The organism is Candidatus Babeliales bacterium (genome assembly GCA_036260945.1).
GTDB lineage: Bacteria > Babelota > Babeliae > Babelales > JACPOV01 > JACPOV01.
This window is the reverse complement of the sequence record DATALT010000002.1, coordinates 164,837-188,145: the sequence shown is the minus strand read 5'-3', so window position 1 is coordinate 188,145 and position 23,309 is coordinate 164,837. Positions and strand designations below refer to the sequence as shown.

Below are 23,309 nucleotides of genomic sequence, written 5' to 3'. Positions count from 1 at the left end.
CCTTTTTAGAAAGAAAACAAATGCATAAAATAAACCGCTTGATATTCAGCGCACTTTTAATTGCAAATGCTGCGCAGCATGCTATGGAAAAAAGAAACGAAGACGCTGATCCTCTCTATAATTATGAATTGTTTAAAGCAGTTCAATCTCTTAAAGATATTATTCCTGATCAAATTCTATTTAAAAGTCTTGAAGAGCAAATTCCAAGTTACCCCAATATAACTAAGCAAGGCTTACTATTAGAAAAAGATTCCTTTGATCGCACTCCTCTTTTTTTATGGACGCCATGGGGTAAAGTTGCCTTAATGGAATCGTATCTCGCCACTGAGGAAAACGAAAATAAGATTCGGAGTCAGTTCGATTCTTGTATTAAAACAAAATTTTATGAAGGATCTGAGGATAACAACAAACGATATGAAATCATTTCTGTGAATGGCCTATTATTACCGCAAGCAAAAATTTATAAAGATGATTTGCCAGATTATTACGAAGCGCAAAATCACCGTTCAATTTGGATGCAGTTATATGAAAAACATCAAAAAGAAAAAAGTAAAAAAGAATAATTAATTTAACAAAACAGAAATTAATAAATAAGCATACCAAATACATTGCAGGCACATCTTCAGAGCTACTATGCTCAAAAAAAAGCATAGCTAGGGAGATGGTGCGTGAAAATATATCTTGGATTTTGTTTATTTTTTGCAGCTATCGTTCTGGGCGAGGATCAATTTATTATGCCGTCCCTTGATCGCCGCTATGATCATGTGTGCTGGCTAGCTTCGCACAATGCATATGCTGCCGAGAGACATGGATACATTTACGCAAATCAATATTATACGCTTGCTGAGCAACTTGAACTTGGTGTTCGCCAATTTGAGCTCGATCTGGAAAAAAAAGGTTCGCGGATTCGCGTCTGCCACGGCAGTTATACTCTCAATAAATTTATTCAGCCATTCAAAAAAAATATCGATTTTAAAAAAAAGGTGCTCAGCCTCTTTAAAGAATTTTTAGAAAAACATCCAAACGAAATTATTACTATAACGATAGAGAATCGAGTTACCAAATGCGGAATTCTCGATGAACATCTTGAACAATCAGGCATTGCCTATTTAATTCTCAAACCGGAAGATTGGAATCCGATTGAAAAAGAAGGATGGCCCACCTTGCAGTGGATGGTTGAACATAATAAGCGGCTCATTTTGTTCAACGATATTCCCGGGCATAAGCAAGGTTTCAACACACATCTGCAATTTGCAGCAACTAAATATACCTATTTTCAATGGGCAACCATTGCTCAGAATCAATGGGCGGGCGTCAAAGATTTTACTGTTGCGCTCAAAGAGAGACTGCATTCAAAAACTGAGCACAAAGGATGTGTACGCTATCTTTTTGAACTTGACCATTTCGCCTTGGGAGGAAAAATTCTTGGCGGATCATTTTCACGGTTTCTTGATAAATTAGCGTATGGGTACACACCGTTTGTCACGAACTATAAAAAAATAAACGGCGCAAAGTTGCAAGCAGTCTTTGAACGCGTTTTAAAAGAAGGCTTGGATACCGGAATTTTAAAAGGCCGTTACCCAAATTTTATTAAAGTGGATTATGTTAATGAGGGAAATCCTATGAAGCTCGTGAATTACATTAACGAGCTCGCCAATGATCCCGAAAAGCGATTAGCTATGTTTTCGCCTATTTATCCACACTAATTTTTTTATGCGAAATCTAATAGAAGAAAATATCAAAAATAATAGGGAAGAATCTAATCTTCTGCTAAAATAAACATTCTGCAAAACAAGAATTAATTAGGGATTATTGATGTATCGTAAAAATTTGCATATTCACTTTGTTGGTATTGGCGGCATCGGCATGAGCGGGATTGCCAAAATTTTGAAATATCAGGGATATACTATTTCTGGTTGTGATCAAGACTTGAATCAACAAAGTGTGCATGATTTGGAGGCAATAGGTTGCAAGATCTATCAAGGAAATAATACTCCGTATTGCAACGATACATCGGTAGACGTTTTGGTATATTCTTCAGCGATCAGAACTCAAAACCCCGAAATTGTCGCGGCTCAACAGCGCGGTATACCGACAATCCCGCGAGCGCTTATGCTTGCAGAATTAATGCGCACAAAATTTAGTATTGCAATTGCCGGAGCGCACGGAAAAACTACAACTACTTCACTTATTTCCCATATTTTAATCGAAGCGCACATGGATCCGACGGTGGTGATCGGAGGCCATCTTAAAAACATTTCGGCAAATGCGCGTTTTGGCTCGGGAGATTTTTTAGTTGCCGAAGCTGATGAGAGCGATCGCACCCTCATTTATTTGCAAGCAACGCTCGCTATCGTTACCAACATCGATTTAGAGCATTTGGATACGTACACCGATATTGATGATATAAAAAATACATTCAAACAATTTTTAAATAATTTGCCGTTCTATGGATGCGCAGTTTTGTGCGTCGATGATCCGCATGTTCGTTCACTGCTTCCGCTCTCCCACATTAAAACGATTAAATACGGCCTGGATCCTGCCACTGCCGATCTTTATGCAAAAGATATTATTTTAAATGCCGATTCATCTAATTTTACGGTGTATCAAAAAAATCAACCCGAACCACTTGGCACTATTCGCTTCAGCATGCCGGGAAAACACAATCTTTTGAATGCGTTGGCGGCCACGGCACTCGCGCTGCATCTTCAAGTACCATTTGAAGTTATTTCGCGAGCACTTTCAACATTTAAAGGAATCGATCGACGCTTTAGCTTTAAAGGGACCTATCGCGGCGCAGAAATTTTTGACGATTATGGCCACCATCCTGAAGAGATTCGTAACACTCTACTGGTTGCCCGAAGGCGCGCTCAAGGAAAACTCATTGTAGCTTTCCAACCGCATCGTTATACGCGCACCGATAAATTATGGGATCACTTTGTACAAATGTTTCTAGATAGTGGCATCGATAAACTTATTATTACCGATATTTACCCAGCAAGCGAAGATCCTATTCCTGAAATAACGGGAAAAAATCTTGCCAAAGCTATTGAACTGCGCAATCCATCCTTTGAAGTTGTCTACGCCCCAATCGAATCTGATTTTCAATCGATCATTGGCTCTGTTGAGCAAAGGGTGAGCGATGGTGATCTACTCTTGCTCCAAGGTGCAGGAAAAATAAATAAATTGGCCGACTATTTGGCTCAAGATTAATAAAAGCCAAAACAGACATTGATTTATTTTCTCTTGACGCAAACCCACTCATTATTTTATATTTGAATTAAAGCAGCCTTTTGTTTATATGATGGGATGGTTAATGTTTATAAAAAAATTAATGAGCTTTGCGGCATTTTTTTGTGCTATCTTTTTGGTTAATCCTTCTTATGCCAGCTACCCACCCCCGGAAAAACAGTCTTTTAGCAGCTTCTTAAAAGGCTTTAAAGAATCTTTACAAAAAGAGTTCCATTCGCTTTTAAATCCTTCGTCAAAAGAAATTGGAAGCTCTTTTGAACTTCCTCCAGAAAACTCTTCCGAATATGCTTCGTATAAGACACTAATAGCGAATTCTAAAACTTTAAAAAATATGATTTTAGACAATAAAATGCTTTCTGCTAAGGGTGGAATCATTAATCTTCCAGTCATTAGTGAAGCCCAACTTAATGATTTGTTTGAATTAATAAAATATACAAACTTTGATGAACCAAAAATGCTGAATTTTTTTAATAAATCTACCCTGATTAAATTGGCAGCCTTCTCTCATGTAGCCGATTATTTGGAAATAGATATTCTTTTACGAAATCTGATTTCCGCTATAGCTCATCGCATCATCACTTCTGAATCACTCTCCTCATTAAATAACGATACTAAGCTACATGATTTTATCGAACAGTTTTCATCAAATATTCAATCTGCCATAGCAAAAAAAATTATTGCCACAATGCCGCATCACTTTAATTATCTTAAAAAACTGCAGGCACCTAATGGAATTTCTGCTTTAGCATTTCAGCTTGATGGCACCTTGATAGCATCAGGAAATTCGTTAAACAATGAAATCATCCTTTGGGATTTTAAAAAAGGTGAACCAATAAAAATACTGAGGGCTCATGAAGGCAATACTTTGGCACTAGCTTCTAGCCCTATGAAAAAAACGCTTGCTTCGGCATCGAACGATGGTAGCGTGATTATTTGGAATTTAGAAACGCGAGAACCTTTGCATATTCTTATAGGACACACCGGCGGCGTAGTTTCAATTGCTTATAATTCAAACGGCAGCAAAATTGCTTCTGGCTCGATCGATGATACGATTATTATTTGGGATACAGCGACAGGAAAACGACTTCAAACAATTAAGGGCGCCCGCGCTATCAGTTCAATAGCTTACAACCCTAATGATATAACCATTGCTTCTGGCAATTGGCTAGGTATGGTCAATGTCTGGGATCTAGCAACGGAAAAATCTATCCAGGAATTCTCAGATCACCACGGCGATATATATGCGCTCGCTTTTAGCCCAGATGGCAAACAGCTTGCCTCAGGAGGCGCTGATGATCTAATTATAATTCGCAATGTTGAAATGCCTAAAATCGCACATAAACTTATCGGCCATAAGAACACGGTAAAAACAATTCGATATAATCCAACTTTTTCACAGCTTGCCTCAGGGTCCCTCGATAAGACAATTATTATTTGGGATCTAGTCACGGGAAACTCAATACAAACTCTCGCAGAACACGATGGATCTGTTAACTCTCTATCTTTTAGTTCAGACGGCACTTACCTTGCTTCCGGATCAGCTGATGACACGATAATTATCTGGCAATCGAGTGCTGTTAAATTCCAATCATTATCTCTTAAAGAGCTCCTTGTTTTTTTTATAGCCCAGCGTCTTTATCAACAAAACAAAATCAACCAATTTAATCCTGAACTCAAAAAAATCTATGATACGTTTCCTAAAGAGGTAAAAGAATTAGCGGAAAAAAATGGATGACCAAATTTTTAGAACACGATGCCTGCTAAATAAGGAAATTGGCCGATTATCTAACGCAATAAGAGCACCATTAGAACTATTGACAGGTAGACAATAAGCATATATATTCAATTAGGAACTCGCATATTATTGGAGACGCTATGAGTTTTAGTAAATCTTCTTTTTTATCGTTCAAAGGCTTTCCCTGGCCTAATTAATACTTTTGCGCCCGCTCAAGGGTATCTCATCTGTTTTTCAATCTCGTCAGATGTACGTTCTTTTTCATGGTGGCCTTGCCTGGCCTAATTTCTATTTTCTCACCATTATTTTTAATTAATTGCTCATCACTTAGGTGATTCAAAAAACTATTTACAATGATTTTAAGGAATCAACCATGAAAAATATTCTTTCTTTATACTTTACTGCAATTCTCATTTTCTCGCAGCTCAAAAGCATGGAAAAAAATGAGATCAATACACAGCCTATTATTATCGATTACAATATGAAGCAATCGATAGCAAATTATAGCGATGCCAACCCAAACATTGTTGGAGTTTTTGGTGCGACTCCCCGCTATAGTGCGTTTGAACGTTTCAATGACGTTTTTGAAAACCATTATTCTGCACTTGCGGAAAGATTTAAGAAAACTAAACGACTCAAACGCGTTGAGAAGCAAACGGTAAAAAAAGCGATTTACAGTTTGAATAAGCAATACGATGGCTTGGCTAATGTAACCGCTCAACTCGATCATTTAACGGCAGATGAGAAAATTAAATTATTTTTAGCTGTCGGAATAAATCAAGATGTGCTTGAAGAAAATTTCAGAACACTACAAAAAACGGCGCAAACAAACAAAGTTAAAGAGCTCGTGCATGTTTTATTGCCAAGCTATTTTGAAGGCTTAACTCATTTAAAAAATGAAACCGATCTTCCAGAAAAACTGCATGCATTTTTAAAAGTGTCGGCGCTCTTTTATCAGGAAAAATATGCAAAAACGCAAACCTCCGATGAAATGCGTACCTTTATAATCATTCCGCCCCTTTCGTGCTTTACAAAAGCTATCCAGCAAAATGAAACTGACAAGCTCGCTATGAATTTAAATGTGGTAGAGCAAGTACTAATAAACCAAGCGAATAGCAAAGACCATTTTCTGTTAATTGATCAAAACAAACCGGAATTGACCTCGATGGTAACTGCTTTGCGTAAAAAATCACTTCCTGTTTCGGGTGCATTGCTTGCCATCGTGAATAGTACTGGCAACAACTCAACAATTTTTCATCCCTATTTCCTGAAACCTGAAAAAGATAATTATCGCTACGAGACTTCCCCACTTATTAACGATCAGTTAGTTCATTTTCTGGCTAAGAATAAAGACAAAAAAACTGCAGCAAACAAAGAGCAAGAATTATGAAGAAGCAGATAGTAAGTATGCTTTTTTCAGGCTCGGTGCTCTTTTGCATTATCGCGTATTCTCTCTATAATGCGCATCCGGAAAGGGTGCGCATTTACACTGCAATAAACTTTGAAATTCCTAAAAACTGTAAAACACTCGGCATTATTGGCTGCACGCCACATCCAACACAGTATTTAAAAGACAATCCTCATGCATCATTTGATCAAATATCATTACAAGAATTTTTAGACGTTGCGTATATGGAGGATTCATTTTACAAAACTTTTGAGCAATGCAAGCAGCAGAATATTGATCACTTGCTCATCGCTTATTTGCCGATTTACTTTGTTGAAATGAAGCGTCTTAAGGATGCTCATTTTATAAAAACATGTAGATCGTTTTTTTCATCAATTAAAGAAGAAGTAAAAGAGTTGATAAAAAAAACAGCAAAGAAATCTAATTATTTGGGAGAAATTACGCTCATCCTTCCAGCCGAAGAACAACTTTTGAAGATTCCTGCTTTTTTAGAAAATGCAGATGAACGTATTGCCTACTTAGTTAAGCAGCTGCCATCATTGAAAAATCTTTCGTCTTCTGATTTAAAAACGGTGGTTATTATCAACAATGTCGAGTGCACAGAAAGCGAAAAAATCATTGAACTCTTAAAATATGAATATCTGTTTGAAAGGAAAATAGAATATCTCTCGTGCGCTATAGGAAAAGAGCGGTTCCATAAAGGTATTTAAAGCCGAGCGGCACCCTTGAGTTTCTATTTGTAATTATGATAAAATGAGAGATATAATTATTCGTAGAAAAAAAGGGCTACTATGAAGAGACAAATTTTATACTCAGCGTTCATTTTGTGCGCATTTATAGCCTCTCTTGCCAATGCAGGAAATAGTGCAGCAGCCGGCGCTATGGGCGGCGTTGCGGGATTCATGATTGGCCGCGCGACGGCACCTCGAGAAACGCAATATACAACGGTGCGAGAAGTGCAATATGTCGATACCGGCTCTCAAGCAGTAGCATCAGCCAATGCTGAAAATGCGCGTTTGCGCCAACGGCTTACGCAAAAAAGCTGCGAAATAGATGATCTCAATGCACAAATAGAGCGCTTAAAGCGCGAGAACAAACGTCTAAAAGATGAAAATAAAGATCTTTTACAAGAAGCAGAGGATGCTCGCGCGCAATTAAAGCAAACCGCACGAGATGCACGCAAAATGAAACAAGTTGACGCCAAAATTATTGAGAAGTTAGAAAAATAAACTTTTCATTTGCTCATCCTTCGATACATTTTGCTCTATGAAGTCGCAAAACACTAGGGACGGGCGCCAAAGAAAAGTTCGATAAGTTCCCCCCTCGTGGTGAGTGATTTCGAACAAAGTGAGAAATTATATCGAGCTATGATTGCTGCTTATCAATGAACGTCATCAGAATCGGATTGAAATTTTATAGAAATCTGAGTTTCATGTTCTGAAACTGTTTTAATAAGAACGTGGCATAGAGCATACGGCTTTTCAAAAATGAGAATATATTCGTTTGTTAAAAACTCGCTAGAAAGCGCCCATCCAAGACGCTCCATCTCATTTTTATAAAACGAAGCAACTCTCAAGAGTGAATCCCGCGTACTATACGAAATTTCAAGAAGACCGTTAGGGAAAGTTTTTTTAGAAAGAGCGCGTGCGCCGATAGAAAGCGGAACATCATACGGAACCGCTTCCTCTTGCGTCGCTCTATTTTGATAATCGTATCTTTTTACTTTTTGCAATCTACAGCTTGAAAACGAAAAGAGCAGAATCACTGCGCATATGAATCTTAAAACGAGCGCTATCATACGCGCACGCCACCGATTCTAGTTACTTAGCAGTAGATTCTTTTGCTTGGCGCGTCATAATTTGTTCTTCAACACGCGCAGCTTTACCAATACGTTTTCTCATATAGAAAAGTTTCGCGCGGCGTGTTTTGCCCTTACGCACAAACTTAATCGAGTCAACGAGTGGAGAATAATAAGGAAAAATACGTTCAACTGGAACAGAGTTTGCACCAATTTTACGAACCATGAAGGTGCTTGCAGCGCCATTTTCGTGCTTCGCGATTACATCGCCTTCAAAAACTTGTAAGCGTTCTTTGTCGCCTTCTTTGATGCGCTGAGAAACTGCAATCGTATCGCCAATGCCAAAAGCTGGGAAATTGCGGTCTTTCATGCCAAGTTCGCGGATTGTTTCGCGCGTATATTTTTTCGCCTTCATGTGCTGTATCCCTCATCTGGATTCATTAAATTTATTGCAAAAATATGATTAATCACCGTTTATTATAACTCAAAAAACAGGTGCTGCCAACCTTAAAGATCAGCGTTGTTTATGCTTCAGGCCCAGCCAACGGTCAAATATTATTGCGACCGCTGAGCGAACCGAGAGATGATTAAATCCTGTCAGCCCTTCAATAGGTTCCAGAATGTAATCAACCCGCGCCATAAATTCAGGGCTCAGCCCTTTTCCGGTGCCAAATACTATAATTACTGGCTGCCCTTTTGCCCAAACCTTACTTTGATCATAATAAGTGATACTTTTTTCAGGTTCAGATTTTTTTGCAGAGGTCGCTATCACGAGTGGCTTTTTGCCCTCTTTTGCCTCGATGCCTGCAATTACTTGATCAAATGAAGCCAAAAGCTCAACTTTAGAAACTGCTTGGTGTCGATTATTATTATATTCGATTCCATAGCCAGTTTGCCAAAAGTCTAAAAGCGTTTTGACCACGCGTTGTTGATCTTCAAGAGGCGTTACTAAAAAATAATTTGTTAGCCCAAACGTTGATGCCGAGCGCGCAATATCATGAATATCCATCGAAGTAACCGAAGTGGTGCCCACCCCATCATGCGGCAGCATAACGTCTGAATGCATAAGCACGCAATAATGATGCGGAATCTCTTGCGCAACGAGCGCTTTTTCTTTTGCACTTAATTCAAATGAGCGTACCCATTCAAAATGATGTGCCACCGATTTCTTTACCGATTGCTCCTGCCGCCATTTATCCATAAGTGCATGATTTCCAGAGCGTAAAACTTCAGGAACTTCATGCCCCTTCCAATTAACTGGCGCGGTATACGGAGGAAAATCGACAAACGGACCGTTGAACGATTCACGCTCCACCGATTCTTGTTTGCCAACAATCCCTGGCTCCAATCTGAGTAATCCCTCAAGAAGAACCATTGCAGGAAGATCGCCACCCATCAAAACAAAATCGCCGATCGAAAGAACGAGATCAGCGTATTCTTTCTCAACACGTGCATCTATCCCTTCGTACCTGCTTGAAACAAGCATAAGATGATCAACACCTTTTAGTTGCTGCGCTATATTTTTCAGCACATATTGATCAAGTTTCTTTCCCTGAGGCGAGAAAAAAATCTTGAACGCTTTTCCGTGCGCGCGCTCTTTATCCTCAATCGCTTGAGTCACAACTTCAGGCTTAATCACCATACCAGCGCCATGCCCGAAAGCGGGCGCATCGATGCGTGTTTTTGGCGGACAGTACGAAAAATAATCGGTAAGATCAAAAGAAATTTTCCCCTGCTCTACTGCCCTGCCTATTAAACTTGTTTTAATAAACGGCTCATAAAGCTGAGGAAAAACGGTCATTATCGAAATATTCATTATTGTACAACGTCGACGACGACTTCTTTGCCTTCGGGAGTAATAACTTGCGCAACAGAGCGAATCGCTTTAATCACGCGCCCCTCTTTGCCAATTACTCTCTTAAAATCGTCCTCATGGACTTTCAACTCGATAAGTACGCGTGCATCTTCGTGGAAAACTTCCACTTTAACCACTTCGGGCTTATCAACGAGTTTACTCACCACATGCTCAATCAATTGTTTTAACATAGTTTCAAAACCTATTGAGCAGTCGCAGAAGCACTCTTCTTGTGCTCTTTGTACAGTCTCTTAACCGTATCTGAAGGAACAGCGCCTTTGCCAAGCCAGTCAGTTATACGTTCAAAGTGGAATTGAAGAACTTCGCCTGTTGTTGGATTGTAAGTACCCAAATCTTCGAGAAACGCGCCATCACGCTTTTTACGAGAATCAACCGCTACGATACGAAAATAAGGAGCATTTTTCTTGCCCAGACGCGACATGCGTATTTTTACTGCCATTGCAGGCAACCTTTCACTAAAGTGTATCAACGCTTAAAAGGGGAGAATTTTCCCGATTTCTTAAATAGTTTAACAAAATGCTGCATTTGTTCAAATCGAGCTATCAAAAGATTTACCTCAGAAACAGCTACGCCCGCCCCTTTTGCTATCCGTTGCTTGCGCGATCCGTTGAGCAAGGTGTGGTTTGCACGTTCTTTTTGGGTCATTGAATTAATAATAGCCCGGAACCGCTTCATCTGGGTTTCTCCCTGTGCCATGGCATCTTTATTGATGCTGGTAGAGGAAACACCAGGTATATATTTGAGTACTTGGGAAAACGAACCAAGAGAATTCATCATATCTATTTGCTGGGCAAAATCGCTCAGTGTAAAAACGCCCCGATTGAAGTTCTCTTCAAGTTTTTGCTGATCTGACTGCTTAATTTTTTGCTGAGCGCGTTCCAGGAGCGTTTGCACGTCCCCCATGCCCAAAATACGGGTGGCCATTCGTTCAGGCCTGAAAAGCTCCAATTCATCCATTTTCTCTCCTGATCCCAAGAAAAGAAGTGGTTTTTTAAGCTCATAGCAGAATGCAAATGCAGCGCCAGCTCTCGTATCGCTATCAATTTTGGTCAAAATCGCCCCAGAAAAGCCAACCGCTTGATCAAATGCTTGAGCCACGCGAAGCGATTCTTGGCCAGTCATCGAATCGAGTACCAAAATTTTTGCTTGGGGATTCACCGCATGATCGATTGCTTGGAGCTCAGAAAGCATCTGGCTATCGACATGCAATCTACCTGCCGTATCAAGAAACAATAGATCGAATGAATGCTGCTTAAAATAGGCCAGAATTTCGCTTGCCGCAGCTACAGGGTCAGCTTTGGTAGCCCGATAAAATGAGGCACCCGCATTCTTAGAAACTACCTCAAGTTGCTCCACCGCCGCTGGCCGATAAAAGTCGACCGAAGCACAGAGTATTTTAGGGGCAGCAGTTTTGCGCATACGCGCATTTTCCTGCACATAATGAGCTAGCTTTCCAATCGTCGTGGTTTTTCCAGAACCTTGAAGGCCCATTACCATCACCGTTTGGCCACGAATAAATAAAAATTGATCATCAGAGCGCATTGCGCCGAGAAATTCGACTAATTGATCATGGACAATTTTAATAAATTGTTCGCCCGGATTAAGAGTACCTAATACCTTTTTACCCAAAACATCTTGCCGAACTTTATCGATAAACGCATTAACCACCGCATAGGGAACATCCGCCTCCAAAAGCGCTTCTTTAACTTTATCGAGCGTGTCCCCAATATTTTTTTCGGTTAAGTATCGTTGCCCGGTTAAACGGGAAAAAACGGATGAAAATTTCTCCGTCAAAAAATCAAACATAATTAATTACCAAGATGATTATTGTTAAACTTATTTATAGTAATATTTTTTTTATGCCATAAAGTATACAAACAACGGATCCAGTTCCATAAACCATAATCGTTGTCTTATCTCCAAATTTTTTATTCAGCTCTTTTTCGCCTTCTTTGACCATTCTATTAAATTGACTATCTAATTTAAGCCAGCTTGACGCACTATTTTTGAGTTGGGCAAGAGGGCCCATGTCTCGCTGCTCAAGAGCTTTTAGACCTAGCCCGATTCCTAATCCTATTGAAACAGTTCCCGTAATAATACCAGCACGTACCGGCAAAGCAAAACAGATCGCTAAAACCATTACTTTAAACAAATTATTCAATTTCATAAATCGACTCCTTCTATATCAAAGATACAAAGAATGATATACTGCGTAAAAAGTATACCATAATTCTTAAAATAGCGATTAAAGTTACCATGGCACGTGTTTTTTACGAACCCTCCGATTATCGCCCGCGCATTTTGCTCGTTGGCGTTCAAGCTCCTTATAATAGAAATCCCAATATTGAATCGTATTACGAAGAGTTTATTAATTTAGTAAAGTCTAATGGCGTTCAATACGATGAAACGTATTTTTTGCGTTTGCGCACGATCGAAGCGGGCACATTCCTAACAAGCGGTCAGCTTGAATCGATAAAAAAAATCTGTGATGAAAAAAACATTACCGAACTTATTATTTCAGAACCGCTTTCTCCGCAGCAAGAACGCAATCTGAGCGACTATCTGCATGTAAGAATTTTCGATCGCACGCAACTTATTTTGGAAATTTTTGAAAAAGCGGCACATTCTGCAGAAGGCAAAGCGCAAGTTGAGATCGCGATGCTTGAGCATAAAAAATCTCGGCTTGCAGGAAGAGGAGTTCATCTTTCGCAGCAATCTGGCGCACTTGGATTAATGGGTGGATTTGGCGAAACGGCAAAAGAAAAAGAACGCCGCCATCTTGAAACACTAATGCTTCGCTTGAAGCGACAACTTGAACAACTTGAAAAAACACGCGAAACACAAAGAAAGCAACGCTTAAAAAGCAATTTACCTCTCATTTGTTTAATTGGTTATACCAATACCGGTAAATCGACCATTTTAAATGCGCTCACGAAAAGCAACGTGCTTGCTGAGGATAAATTATTTGCAACGTTGGATACCACCACGCGCGAACTTTTTATCGATGGCACTAAACGCGCATTAATTTCAGATACGGTTGGATTCATTCAGTTACTGCCGCATAAATTAATCGATGCGTTTAAATCGACCCTGGCAGAATTGCAATATGCCCATTTATTAGTACAAGTAATCGACATTTCAGATCCTAATTTAAAATTGCATATGCAAGTGGTTGATCAAATCTTGAAAGATTTGAACGTGACAAGCCCGATGCTTTATGCATTTAACAAAGCGGATAAAATTGAAATGACGCCGCAATTGGAGCTTGAAATACACCGCTTTCAGCCACATGTTTTAATCTCAGCGACTCAACCAAGCGGTCTAGATTCATTAATCAAGTATCTTGATACATGGACTAACGAATATAAAAGCAAAAACGCTTCCCTTTAATTTTAAGATTTTTTTTTCTTTTTCTACATAAAAACGATTTATAATTTGATACTCTAAGCGGTCTCTCAATGGCCGCTTATATTTTTTAATTCAAATAATCCCCTTTTTTTATGATTTCGTGTACTTTCAAAATAAGATTGGCTATATCATAAATAGCTTTTGCATTATATAAAGAAGCTCATGCTAACATTCATTCTAAAAAAGGAGTTCTATGAAGCATTATCTTATACCGCTTCTCTTGATTTGCGCAGCAGACAACATTCAAGCAATGGAGCAAACAAAAAAGCCTAGTTTTTTTTCTAATATAGCTAGTCTTTTTTCACGCCAATCGAGTGAGCAGAATCTACAAGGAATGGTAAATTGCCCTGATGGTTTAGAAAGAACAGCAGAAGAACCTGGTTCAGGATCTGCTACACCTTCAGAATCTTCCCATTCACTTGAATCGATTACTGATCGCTTGAGCACACCACCTTCGCGATCTTTAAGAAGCTCCACCGAATTAAAAAAAAGTGAAGCTCTATTGCCTGCCGAGACTGAAAAAGAACCAAAACCCGAAGATTTTTCTTCATGTCGCGGCAACAGTGGTTCACCAATAATAGAACCTAATACATCCTCACCCGTCCAACTCAATTCAGAAACAACCGAAATAGACTCAAAAGAAAATAGACTGAAAGAACTTGGTTCTTTTGTAGTTGCGGCACAAAATGCGGTTAATCAACAACAAATAGATGAACAGCTCACCCAGCTCGTAAAAAAATGGACCCTCTTTGCTCATACCTTAAAGAAAGATCATCCTCGAGCAACTCCAGAACGCAAACAAATAAATGATTATTTAGCGATCATGAAAAAATTTGGTATAAAAATCGATTTAAGTGGACTTGAAGAGTACGAAAGTCCGGATGAATTTTCCTATAAAGGCTCATTTGATCCAAAGCGTACTTTAATGAAAATCAATAATAGCAGACTCATCGCATTGGAAGCAGAAGACGCAAAATATGATAAAGAAGAGAAACTTCAGCTGGCTCACATACAACAAATCAACGAGCAATTAAGAACTGCAGAAACAAAACTGGGCGAAACTAAACACTCACGCCTAAAAAAACAAACGGAAAAAAAAGCAACTTTAGAAATTAATAGCCTGTTTATAGATTTGCAAAAACAAGATCATTCTTATGTGACTGCCAAAATCGATTCTCTAAAAAAAGAAATCACAGCATCATACGGCTTATTAGCTGCTAAGCGCAAAGAAGTTGACGAAGAGAGTGATCTCATAGCCCGCGCTAAAATGCGCAATGAATCTAATCAGTACATGCAAGAAATATCAGATAAAATTACGTCTTATGAAAAGACAATTAAACAACTGGAAATGGATAAAAAAAGCATTACTGATCGCTTAACACCAGAACAACTTAAAGCTACGGGTGTCTGGAAGAAAACCTTGGGATTAAAATAACTCGTCTCTGCCTCATTTAAGCAGTCATTAATTATGGCCGCTTTTTTTGTAGCTTTTTCTATACATTTAGGAGTAGCTGCGTTATAAACTTGAAATAAGTTTCAACCTAAAGAAGGAGCCTTATGAAACATACAGTCAATCCATTACTCTTTGCCTTACTTTTTTCCTCGATTGCAAATTCGATGGACTTTGAAAAGCTAAAAAAACAAATAGAAAATGCTCAAGCTGATAGTAAACCTGGTTTATTAAAAGATGCGTATTCAGCCGCGATGGAAAAAAAAGTATCGACAAGAAAAGGCACCCAGGAACGTACAGCGATCAATGAACAGCTCCGATTTCTTAATAAAGAAATCGAAAAAATGCCTTGTGATCAATATGCCTTGATAGCAGCAACAATGGATGCCTATAAAGGCATGGAGGTTAGTGGCGATGAATCTATCGGAAGCTATGACCCTTTTAACATTAAGAGACAACAAGAAAAGAAAGTAAAAAGTTTACAAGATAGTAAACAAACAGAGCTCAAGCTTCTTGAGGACCAATCGACTGAGCTTGATAAGCAAATTGTAGCTCTTCAGAAAGAACAAACTGAGTTAAACAAGCTTTATAAATCGAAAAATGCGGAAGCTGATTTTCTCGGCCGCGCTATTGTCACTTTACACGCTCTCCAGCTCAAAGATCGCGAACAATTACTTGAACTAAAAAACCAAAAAATTAAACGACTGAGTAAAATAGAAGAAGAAACCAAAATTCAGTCTGAAGCACTCAAAAAAGCTGACAAAATTGCAGATTTAACGCAAAGAACACAGGACGTGAGAAAGATTAATGAACAAATAGAAGCACTGACGCAAGAAAAAACAACTCTAAATAATGATCTTGCAACTCATACAGCAGATTTACTTAAAATGAATCAACGCTTACATCCAGAGAAATATCCAACCTTTACTACCAAAGTAACAACTGCTATTTCTTCTACGCCAAGCGCGGTAACGTCTGCCGTTTGGGGAACCATGTCTGTTCTTAAAAATGCGGTGGGCTTAGGAGCAAGCGTAGAACAACCATCTGATGAAAAACCAGACAATAAAGCATAATTTATTTAATTAATTTTCAAAGCGGTCACAATTTTTTGTGGCCGCTTTTTTTTTCACCGGTATACTACTTTGTATGAATCACGAAACAAATCCAACTCATCAACCATTTTCGCATCAATTAAATGAACGCCAATTACAAGCGGTGCTTCATAAAGATGGGCCGCTTCTTGTTATTGCAGGCGCAGGCTCTGGAAAGACACGCGTCATTACTTCGCGCATCGTACATTTGCTCACCGAGCGAAACGTACCGCCACATGAAATCGTTGCGCTCACGTTCACTAATAAAGCAGCGGGCGAAATGAAAGAGCGGATTGCCAAATCGATCGGCAAAGGAATGCATGGACTATTTATTGGCACATTCCATTCCTATTGTTTATTTTTACTCAAAATTCATGGCCATCGATTGGGATATGAAACGTTTAGCATCATCGATGCGGATGATCAACAACAACTGGTGAGCTCAATACTAAAAAGAAGCGGCAGCGATAAACGTTACTCACCAAAACAATTAATGTATCAAATCAGTATGCTTAAAAATAAAAGCGCTGATGATGTTTATATCGATCCGTTTGTAAAAAATGTATGGCAAGCGTACGAGCATGAAAAGAAATTAAGCAAATGTTTCGATTTTGACGATCTTTTGATCGAAATTTTGCACCTTTTCAAAACTAATCCAGAATTCAAACAAGCCCATCAAGAACGCATTCGGCATTTACTTGTTGATGAATATCAAGATACGAATAAAGTACAGCATGAATTGCTTAAATCGATGGCGCTTAAAGATGATGGTACTTTTGCGGTCGATTCACTTTGCGCGGTTGGTGATGAAGATCAATCGATCTATTCATGGCGGGGTGCAACGGTCGCCAACATTTTAGAATTTAAAAACGATTTTCCTGCGACGATAATAGTCACCATCGATCAGAATTATCGCTCTGCAGAACCTATTTTAAATGTTGCCAACCAAGTTATTAGAAATAACACGCAGCGCAATCCTAAAAAATTATGGTCTTCAAAAGAAGGCAGCGATCGCGTGCGCATTGTGCACTGCGCTTCTGGTTACCAAGAAGGTGAATTGATTGCGCTTGGCATCAAACAGCTGCGCAGTTTGCCAAACTATAATTCAATAGCTCTCCTTTACCGTGCACATTATCAATCACGAACACTTGAAGAAGCACTTATACGCCATTCGATTCCGTACGTTATTATTGGCGGCATTCAGTTCTATGAACGAAAAGAGATTAAAGATCTTCTTGCGTATCTCCGTTTAGCAGTTAACCCGTTCGATCGAGTGTCTTTTATGCGCGTCGTCAATTGCCCGAGTCGAGGCCTTGGCGATGTTTTCATTGAGCAATTTTTGACCGAATGGGATAAGCAACCATTTTTAGATTGCCACGGAATCGCGCAGCATCTGATTAATGAACAAGCTATTCCAAACGCAAAGCGATCTGCACTTGAACGATTTATGAAAACAATTGCTGCCGTTGCCCAAATGCAAAAACCTCACGAAGCGCTTGAAAAAATTATTACGCAGATTCATTACTTTGAATATTTAAAGCATGCATACGATCTTGAAGAAGCACAGGAAAAGATCGAAAACTGCAAAGAGCTTTTACGCGCGACTAAGCATTTTGATGAAATTGGTGTTTCTACACTGATGGATTTCTTGGCAGAAGTAGCGCTCATGCAAGAAAAATCGCAAAACAAAGAAACGGAGCATCATGTCTATTTGATGACGCTTCATGCAGCAAAAGGATTAGAGTTTGATGCTGCCATGCTTACTGGCCTTGAAGAAGGAATTTTTCCAAGTAATCATTCGCTCCAAAATCCTGATGGGGTTGAAGAAGAGCGGCGACTTTTATACGTAGGCATCACGCGCGCTCGAGAACGACTCTTGATGACCCACGCTCGGTATCGTTCTACATTTGGCACAATGACCGATCAAACTCCGTCCCGCTTTTTGCATGAGATTCCTGAGCGGCTTGCGCATCGCACCGATGCTTCTTTTTTTCAAGAACACCAACTCTTACAGTTCTTCCATGAATGGCTCGGCACAAAATCGCAACGCGCTGCAGTGCAAACCTTTGGTACCGCAAGCAAGAAACCTTCGTTTGATATTGGTTCTGCAACAATAAAAGAAACAATCAAACCGACGCCATCAACTGCCAAATTTAAACTTAATCAACCGGTAAAACACGCTCAGTTTGGCATCGGCATAATCAAAAATATTGAAGAACGGGGCGAGGAAAAAATTATAACCGCCCAATTTAAAAACGGCCTCAAGAAGGTAAAATCCTCCTTCATTCAAGGGATTTAGTCGTCTTAATCCCTTTTTTTCCGACTGGGTAGATAATTTGAAATCTAATGATTCCTACGGTATTTCTTTAGGAATTTCCATCGCATTAAGCTGTACCATCCTGAAAGCAATAAGGATAAGTAGGCTTTTTTTATTGTTCACTCTTGTGCTCATTCTTTTTTTTCTCTTCAATTAATTTTTGAAATATTTGTGTATCAATCTTGTAGCATTTACCGTCGCCACTTTTGAGCATAATTGATTCCTCGCTCCAGAAAATCTTTCCTAATCCATTTTGACCCTGGATTTTGAAGGGATCAGTTATCTGGCTTGTCCAAAGCTTCGTATTTTTTTTAATATCCCATAAATGAACATAACCATTATTCGTTTGGGTCATAAGATGTTTTTTATTTGGGGAAATTCCAATCGCCGCAACAATTTGTGGTGATTGATCGCCACTTTTATGCTCAAACTTTTTGGAATCTTGATCATTTGATTCAAAATCAATAACTATAACAGTATCCCGATCTTTTTCACCACTCCCCCTACTTATATCTACCCCAGCAACCATTGAGCCATCTGGTGTAACTACTTTCGACCACCCAATTCTGTGCGGGTAGTTTTTCTCTACAGCGCCCAAACAATAAGTTAATGAAATATCACCCTTATAACCTTGGCATATCGATAATCCTTTTGAAAGATAGATGCCAAGTAAACCCGGCAAAGAAAAGAATTGGCCACCAACGCCTTCCATCTGCTTTAGTGATCCATCAGCAGATAAAGCAAATTCCAGCTCTGTGGAACACGTTGAAAACATTGAATCTTTTTTGTTTGTGAATCCTAACATGAGATTAACGATTTTCGCATTCCCTGTGGCATATATTTTCTTGTTATCTTGCAAATCATAAATGATAAATTGCTCTCCATTAATAAATCCCAAATATTTGCTGTCTACAGAAAAAGAGACATTCCAAATTGAACCCAAACTGATCGGCTCTTTATCCCTGATATAGAGATCAAAACCTTCATCTGTTGTTCGCTTTATTATCGTTTCATGGTTGGGCGAAATGTATTTAAACGCTTCTATCTGCTTAAATAGTTCTTCTTTTTTTTCTTGGCGCTCAATTTCCATCGCATTTAAACACAATGAAAAAATCGGAAGAAAAGCGGCTACATACTTATTTATCATATAAGCACCAAAAAAACGATCTATTATCCCACATCCAATGCATCGCTGTTCCATTCCTGAAATAAAACTTTTTTGGCAACTTTACTCATTGAAACTGGCGCAGCAAGAGCTTTTCCTTTGAAATTGAGCATCTTTTCATCTGCCATCATTGCAGGAATATCTGCATTTTCATCGAGAACTATATCTTTGCCAATAACTTTTCCATTGCTGAGTTTTACGCCATTGCCCGGAACTATGAAGAATCCTTTTTTAGTGCGTACAACTTGATAATTTTGTTCTTGCACCGTCGGATTTTCTTTAAGATAAGGCCCTTGCCATTTATCTGGATACGCCAAATTCATAGAGCCAACTTCTGATCCAGAAAACGATTTTACATTGAGAAAATCGATATAGTTTTTCTGATGATCAAAATCCATAATACCCGCATCGTCATTGATCTTTGTAAAAATAGCGCTCAATTGAGAAATGTGATTTACAATAACAATATCGGTCGCCGCCTTGGTTTGATACCAAGTTGTTAACGAACTTATCAATACGAGCAAAATTAATGCAGCAACGATCGCTATTGATGCAATCGCGATATGTTTTTTATGCTTTACCATTTTTTCTCCTTAAATAATAATGCGTTAGCATTATATAAAATAGTCTAGGTGCATTGCTTTCTTTACATGCGCAAGTGTTTGCGCTGCAACTTCACGCGTTTCTTCCGTACCTTTTTTGAGGATTTGCATCACCGCGTTTTTATCTCCAGCAAGCTCTGCGCGACGACGGCGTACCGGTTCTAAAAATGCTTGCATTACTTCAAGCAAGCGACGCTTAACGACCACATCGCCAAGCCCACCTTTGCGATAATGCTCTTTCATTTTCTCTACGCTCACTACATCCGGATCGAACGCATCGAGATATTCAAAAACAGTGTTTCCCTCTATCTGGCCCGGATCTTCAACGCGTAAATGATTTGCATCGGTGTACATGCTCATCACTTTCTTTTGCACAACGTCTGCAGGATCTGAAAGATAAATAGCATTGCCAAGCGATTTACTCATTTTTGCCTTCCCATCAATTCCTGGCAACCGCGCAAATTTTGGCACCATCGCTTCTACTTCTACAAGTGCTTCGCTGCGATAAATGCGATTAAATGTGCGTACAATTTCATTTGTTTGCTCAATCATCGGCAGTTGATCTTCGCCAACGGGCACGATATTTGCTCGCACGCACGTGATATCTGCAGCTTGGCTGACCGGGTACATTAAAAATCCAGCAGTAACATTTTCGCCATACCCTTTTTGCTGAATTTCAGCTTTCACCGTCGGGTTTCTTCGCAATCGATTAACCGTTACCAAGTTAAGATAATAAATCGTCAGATCCGCAATTTCAGGAATCATCGATTGAATAAATATAGTTGTTTTCTCAGGATCGATACCGACAGCTAAATAATCGAGAGCTACTTCAACGACATTTTCGCGCACTTTTTGCGGCGTTTCAAAATTATCGGTGAGTGCCTGCACATCAGCAATCATTACATATTGCTTGTATTTTTGCTGCAAGATGAGCCGATTTGCGAGTGAGCCAACATAATGGCCAATATGCAGCGGCCCCGATGGGCGATCACCCGTCAGAACAATTTTCTCTTTACTCATTAATATCCTTTCAGCGCACAATTTTATTAAAAAGTTTTATATGAGCTAAAGTATATCGCGCCCCGAAATCGTTGGCACTAAAAATTGAACTCATTTAATTCTTGAATGAGCATATTTGAAAAAAGACTTTGCTAATTTTGTTTGAAAGAGCGATTAATCAAGCCATCCAACTTCCTTGAGCCAGGTTTCGCACTGAGCAGACCATTCTTGTGCCGTTTCATCAGTTATTTCTTGAATTAAGATTGGTTTATAATTTTTCGCAAATTCTTCGTATGAAATAAAATCGGTATCAGAATCCTTTCGCTCTCGACTATGCCATTTATAGATATATCCAATCTCCAAGTATATTTTGCCATTTCGCGTATATACGAACGATTGCGCCCCACCAGCCGTCGACCACAGCCAAAAATTGCTGAAATCTATATCTTTATATTTTTGCTCTGCTCCATCCTCATGCGATTCGTTTAAACAACGAACCAAATCTCCAATCTCAATCCAACAAGGAAGTTCGCAAGTTTTTTGCTGCACACTTTGCAAAGTTAAATATAAAGCATTTGGCCCATCATCGAGAACATCATGATAAAGATTAATGGAACCCCCATTCCGATAATCGATCGTTATTTCATCAAATCTATGGAATCTCTCTGTCGGTTCATAATAATAGTTAAACTTGTTTTCCATATCTGGAAAATATATCTCAATAAATTTGTTTTCATCAATTTCCAAAGTAATCAATACTTGTTTCATTCTCAGCGTTACCTTATACAAACCACCTAGTCCCGTTTCAAGATTTCTTCAACACAGCCAATCCAATCATTCCAGGCAGCGGGGTCAGCAGTTTTACCATCTTTTAGAATTTGTAAATCGCCGAGCAATGAGCCCACTTCATCTGAGCTTGTTTGTGTATAATATAGCTCTAAGAATTTTCGCATTGCATTAAATGCCTGTAAGCTTGTCAATTTATTTTGCATTGCTTTAGCATGTTTATTTTCAGTTCTCAATTTTGGTTTTTCTGTCTTTTTAAACGATCGGCAACCTTTAATACATCCTGGGCCCAGCCCTGTTGCAGTTCCATTATATATTCGCCCAAAGCTCCTTTGTTACTCAATTGCTTTTTGATTGGAGAATTAACACTCAATACCATCTTTGCGTATGAGATAAGCTCATCGCTTTCGGGATTTTTACTTTCAAGATCATAAAAGCATGATTCTTGATAAAGAGGATTTTGAGGCTCTATATCATGCGCTTTTTCTAACATTCTACGATAGTCATCATCGGTTATTCCAAAGAACCATTCGCTCATGACCGCAGTTTTTGCTGTCAAATACAAAAATTCGGCGTTTTCACAAAACTTTGAATATGCTTCATCAAAATACCATTTTGCTAAAGTCTTATAATACTTCTGCTTGCTTTTATCATATTCTTCTTCAACTAATAAATTTATTAATAAGTAATTTATAAAGAGATATTTATCAATAATGTTTGGGTCTTCGCTAATTGCACCTTGCATAAATTGAATTGCAGCGTCCCAATTTTTAGCAAATTCCATTTTTTTTAAATGATCTTTCCAACTCATTCTATACCTACAAGAGAACGATTAACAAAGATCATTTGCGCTGATGAGTACTTAATTTAGAAGCGTTATATAATACTCCCTCACACCATCCTTCTTTTAATCCAATAATATATTTACCAAGTGAGCCTTTGTCTTGAAATTGTTCTTTGATGGGAGAATTTTCACTTAATATCATCTTGCAATATGCAATAAGTTCAGGGTGTTGGGCATTTTGTGATCGTAGATCATAATAATACAAATCTTTATAAACGAGGTTATTAGAGGCGAGTATATTTGCTTTTCTAAACATTTTATCAATGTCTTTTAGATCAAGCTTCCAAAAGAAATCTCCGATTACCCCAATAGTTGCGGTAATGTACAAATATTCGGCATTTTCAGAAAATTTTGCGTATGATTCATCAAAATACCATTTCGCCAGCGGCGCATATTTAGCAACGTATGAAATATCCCGATCTGGATCTTCAACGAGTAAATTTATAAGTAAATAGTTCATAAACATATATGCATCCATATTATCTGGATTTTTATCTATAACTTTTTGCATAAAAGCTATCGCTTCATCCCACTCTCTTGCATCTTCTAGTTTTTTTAGTTCCTCTTTCCAATTCATT

25 protein-coding genes are annotated in these 23,309 nt (G+C 38.7%); 11 read left to right on the top strand and 14 right to left on the bottom strand.

Annotation, left to right across the window (positions count from 1 at the left end; genetic code table 11):
- The first annotated feature begins 20 nt into the window (after positions 1–20).
- The 7 genes from VHO47_01455 (at position 21) to VHO47_01425 (ending at position 7,624) form a co-directional block, all read left to right on the top strand.
- Complete coding sequence (locus VHO47_01455) at positions 21–563, top strand: hypothetical protein (GenBank protein ID HEX2977765.1); 543 nt, start codon at positions 21–23, stop codon at positions 561–563.
- Between the two features lie 105 nt (positions 564–668).
- Positions 669–1,706, top strand: coding sequence for a phosphatidylinositol-specific phospholipase C domain-containing protein (locus VHO47_01450; protein HEX2977764.1), 1,038 nt, complete (start codon positions 669–671; stop codon positions 1,704–1,706).
- Between the two features lie 109 nt (positions 1,707–1,815).
- Positions 1,816–3,213, top strand: a complete 1,398-nt coding sequence (gene murC, locus VHO47_01445; GenBank protein ID HEX2977763.1) for a UDP-N-acetylmuramate--L-alanine ligase — start codon at positions 1,816–1,818, stop codon at positions 3,211–3,213.
- 103 nt (positions 3,214–3,316) lie between these two features.
- Positions 3,317–4,987 carry a WD40 repeat domain-containing protein gene (locus VHO47_01440; GenBank protein ID HEX2977762.1) on the top strand — a complete coding sequence of 557 codons (1,671 nt, stop codon included), beginning with the start codon at positions 3,317–3,319 and terminating at the stop codon, positions 4,985–4,987.
- Positions 4,988–5,360: 373 nt separating this feature from the next.
- Positions 5,361–6,377, top strand: coding sequence for a hypothetical protein (locus tag VHO47_01435; protein ID HEX2977761.1), 1,017 nt, complete (start codon positions 5,361–5,363; stop codon positions 6,375–6,377).
- Complete coding sequence (locus VHO47_01430; protein ID HEX2977760.1) at positions 6,374–7,105, top strand: hypothetical protein; 732 nt, start codon at positions 6,374–6,376, stop codon at positions 7,103–7,105. Before VHO47_01435 ends, VHO47_01430 begins: the two co-directional genes overlap by 4 nt.
- Positions 7,106–7,186: 81 nt before the next feature.
- Positions 7,187–7,624, top strand: coding sequence for a hypothetical protein (locus VHO47_01425; GenBank protein HEX2977759.1), 438 nt, complete (start codon positions 7,187–7,189; stop codon positions 7,622–7,624).
- A 152-nt stretch (positions 7,625–7,776) separates the two neighbouring features.
- On the opposite strand, the gene VHO47_01420 is transcribed toward VHO47_01425, so the two are convergent.
- The 7 genes from VHO47_01420 to VHO47_01390 all read right to left on the bottom strand — a co-directional run bounded on the left by VHO47_01420 (position 7,777) and on the right by VHO47_01390 (position 12,236).
- Positions 7,777–8,193: a hypothetical protein gene (locus tag VHO47_01420; GenBank protein ID HEX2977758.1), complete on the bottom strand. Its 417-nt coding sequence runs from the start codon at positions 8,191–8,193 to the stop codon at positions 7,777–7,779.
- Between the two features lie 22 nt (positions 8,194–8,215).
- Positions 8,216–8,563 carry a 50S ribosomal protein L19 gene (gene rplS / locus VHO47_01415; protein ID HEX2977757.1) on the bottom strand — a complete coding sequence of 116 codons (348 nt, stop codon included), beginning with the start codon at positions 8,561–8,563 and terminating at the stop codon, positions 8,216–8,218.
- Positions 8,564–8,707: 144 nt separating this feature from the next.
- Entirely contained in the window at positions 8,708–10,009 is a 1,302-nt protein-coding gene (gene trmD / locus VHO47_01410; GenBank protein HEX2977756.1) for a tRNA (guanosine(37)-N1)-methyltransferase TrmD, read from the bottom strand.
- On the bottom strand, positions 10,009–10,239 hold the full coding sequence (locus VHO47_01405; GenBank protein HEX2977755.1) for a KH domain-containing protein: 231 nt from the start codon (positions 10,237–10,239) through the stop codon (positions 10,009–10,011). The genes trmD and VHO47_01405 overlap by 1 nt, the downstream gene beginning before the upstream one ends.
- An 11-nt stretch (positions 10,240–10,250) precedes the next feature.
- Positions 10,251–10,508: a 30S ribosomal protein S16 gene (gene rpsP / locus VHO47_01400; GenBank protein ID HEX2977754.1), complete on the bottom strand. Its 258-nt coding sequence runs from the start codon at positions 10,506–10,508 to the stop codon at positions 10,251–10,253.
- 26 nt (positions 10,509–10,534) lie between these two features.
- The gene (gene ffh / locus VHO47_01395; GenBank protein HEX2977753.1) at positions 10,535–11,875 is read right to left on the bottom strand and encodes a signal recognition particle protein; all 1,341 of its coding nucleotides are present in this window, start codon (positions 11,873–11,875) and stop codon (positions 10,535–10,537) included.
- Between the two features lie 34 nt (positions 11,876–11,909).
- Positions 11,910–12,236, bottom strand: coding sequence for a hypothetical protein (locus VHO47_01390; GenBank protein HEX2977752.1), 327 nt, complete (start codon positions 12,234–12,236; stop codon positions 11,910–11,912).
- 89 nt (positions 12,237–12,325) lie between these two features.
- Between VHO47_01390 and hflX the strand changes: the two genes are divergently transcribed.
- The 4 genes from hflX to VHO47_01370 all read left to right on the top strand — a co-directional run bounded on the left by hflX (position 12,326) and on the right by VHO47_01370 (position 18,317).
- Positions 12,326–13,459: a GTPase HflX gene (gene hflX / locus VHO47_01385; GenBank protein HEX2977751.1), complete on the top strand. Its 1,134-nt coding sequence runs from the start codon at positions 12,326–12,328 to the stop codon at positions 13,457–13,459.
- Between the two features lie 211 nt (positions 13,460–13,670).
- Entirely contained in the window at positions 13,671–14,912 is a 1,242-nt protein-coding gene (locus tag VHO47_01380; protein HEX2977750.1) for a hypothetical protein, read from the top strand.
- Positions 14,913–15,034: 122 nt separating this feature from the next.
- The gene (locus VHO47_01375; GenBank protein HEX2977749.1) at positions 15,035–16,000 is read left to right on the top strand and encodes a hypothetical protein; all 966 of its coding nucleotides are present in this window, start codon (positions 15,035–15,037) and stop codon (positions 15,998–16,000) included.
- A 73-nt stretch (positions 16,001–16,073) separates the two neighbouring features.
- Positions 16,074–18,317, top strand: a complete 2,244-nt coding sequence (locus tag VHO47_01370) for a UvrD-helicase domain-containing protein (GenBank protein HEX2977748.1) — start codon at positions 16,074–16,076, stop codon at positions 18,315–18,317.
- 130 nt (positions 18,318–18,447) lie between these two features.
- On the opposite strand, the gene VHO47_01365 is transcribed toward VHO47_01370, so the two are convergent.
- The 7 genes from VHO47_01365 to VHO47_01335 form a co-directional block, all read right to left on the bottom strand.
- Positions 18,448–19,482 (bottom strand): hypothetical protein, encoded by a 1,035-nt coding sequence (locus VHO47_01365; protein ID HEX2977747.1) that lies wholly within the window; start codon positions 19,480–19,482, stop codon positions 18,448–18,450.
- Positions 19,483–19,505: 23 nt separating this feature from the next.
- Positions 19,506–20,084, bottom strand: a complete 579-nt coding sequence (locus VHO47_01360) for a hypothetical protein (protein HEX2977746.1) — start codon at positions 20,082–20,084, stop codon at positions 19,506–19,508.
- A gap of 30 nt (positions 20,085–20,114) precedes the next feature.
- Positions 20,115–21,122, bottom strand: coding sequence for a tryptophan--tRNA ligase (gene trpS / locus VHO47_01355; protein HEX2977745.1), 1,008 nt, complete (start codon positions 21,120–21,122; stop codon positions 20,115–20,117).
- Between the two features lie 153 nt (positions 21,123–21,275).
- The gene (locus VHO47_01350; GenBank protein HEX2977744.1) at positions 21,276–21,869 is read right to left on the bottom strand and encodes a hypothetical protein; all 594 of its coding nucleotides are present in this window, start codon (positions 21,867–21,869) and stop codon (positions 21,276–21,278) included.
- 26 nt (positions 21,870–21,895) lie between these two features.
- Positions 21,896–22,093: a hypothetical protein gene (locus VHO47_01345; GenBank protein ID HEX2977743.1), complete on the bottom strand. Its 198-nt coding sequence runs from the start codon at positions 22,091–22,093 to the stop codon at positions 21,896–21,898.
- A 26-nt stretch (positions 22,094–22,119) separates the two neighbouring features.
- The gene (locus VHO47_01340) at positions 22,120–22,698 is read right to left on the bottom strand and encodes a hypothetical protein (GenBank protein HEX2977742.1); all 579 of its coding nucleotides are present in this window, start codon (positions 22,696–22,698) and stop codon (positions 22,120–22,122) included.
- A gap of 31 nt (positions 22,699–22,729) precedes the next feature.
- A complete protein-coding gene (locus VHO47_01335) occupies positions 22,730–23,308 on the bottom strand; it encodes a hypothetical protein (protein ID HEX2977741.1) in 579 nt (192 codons plus the stop codon).
- Position 23,309 lies beyond the last annotated feature (1 nt).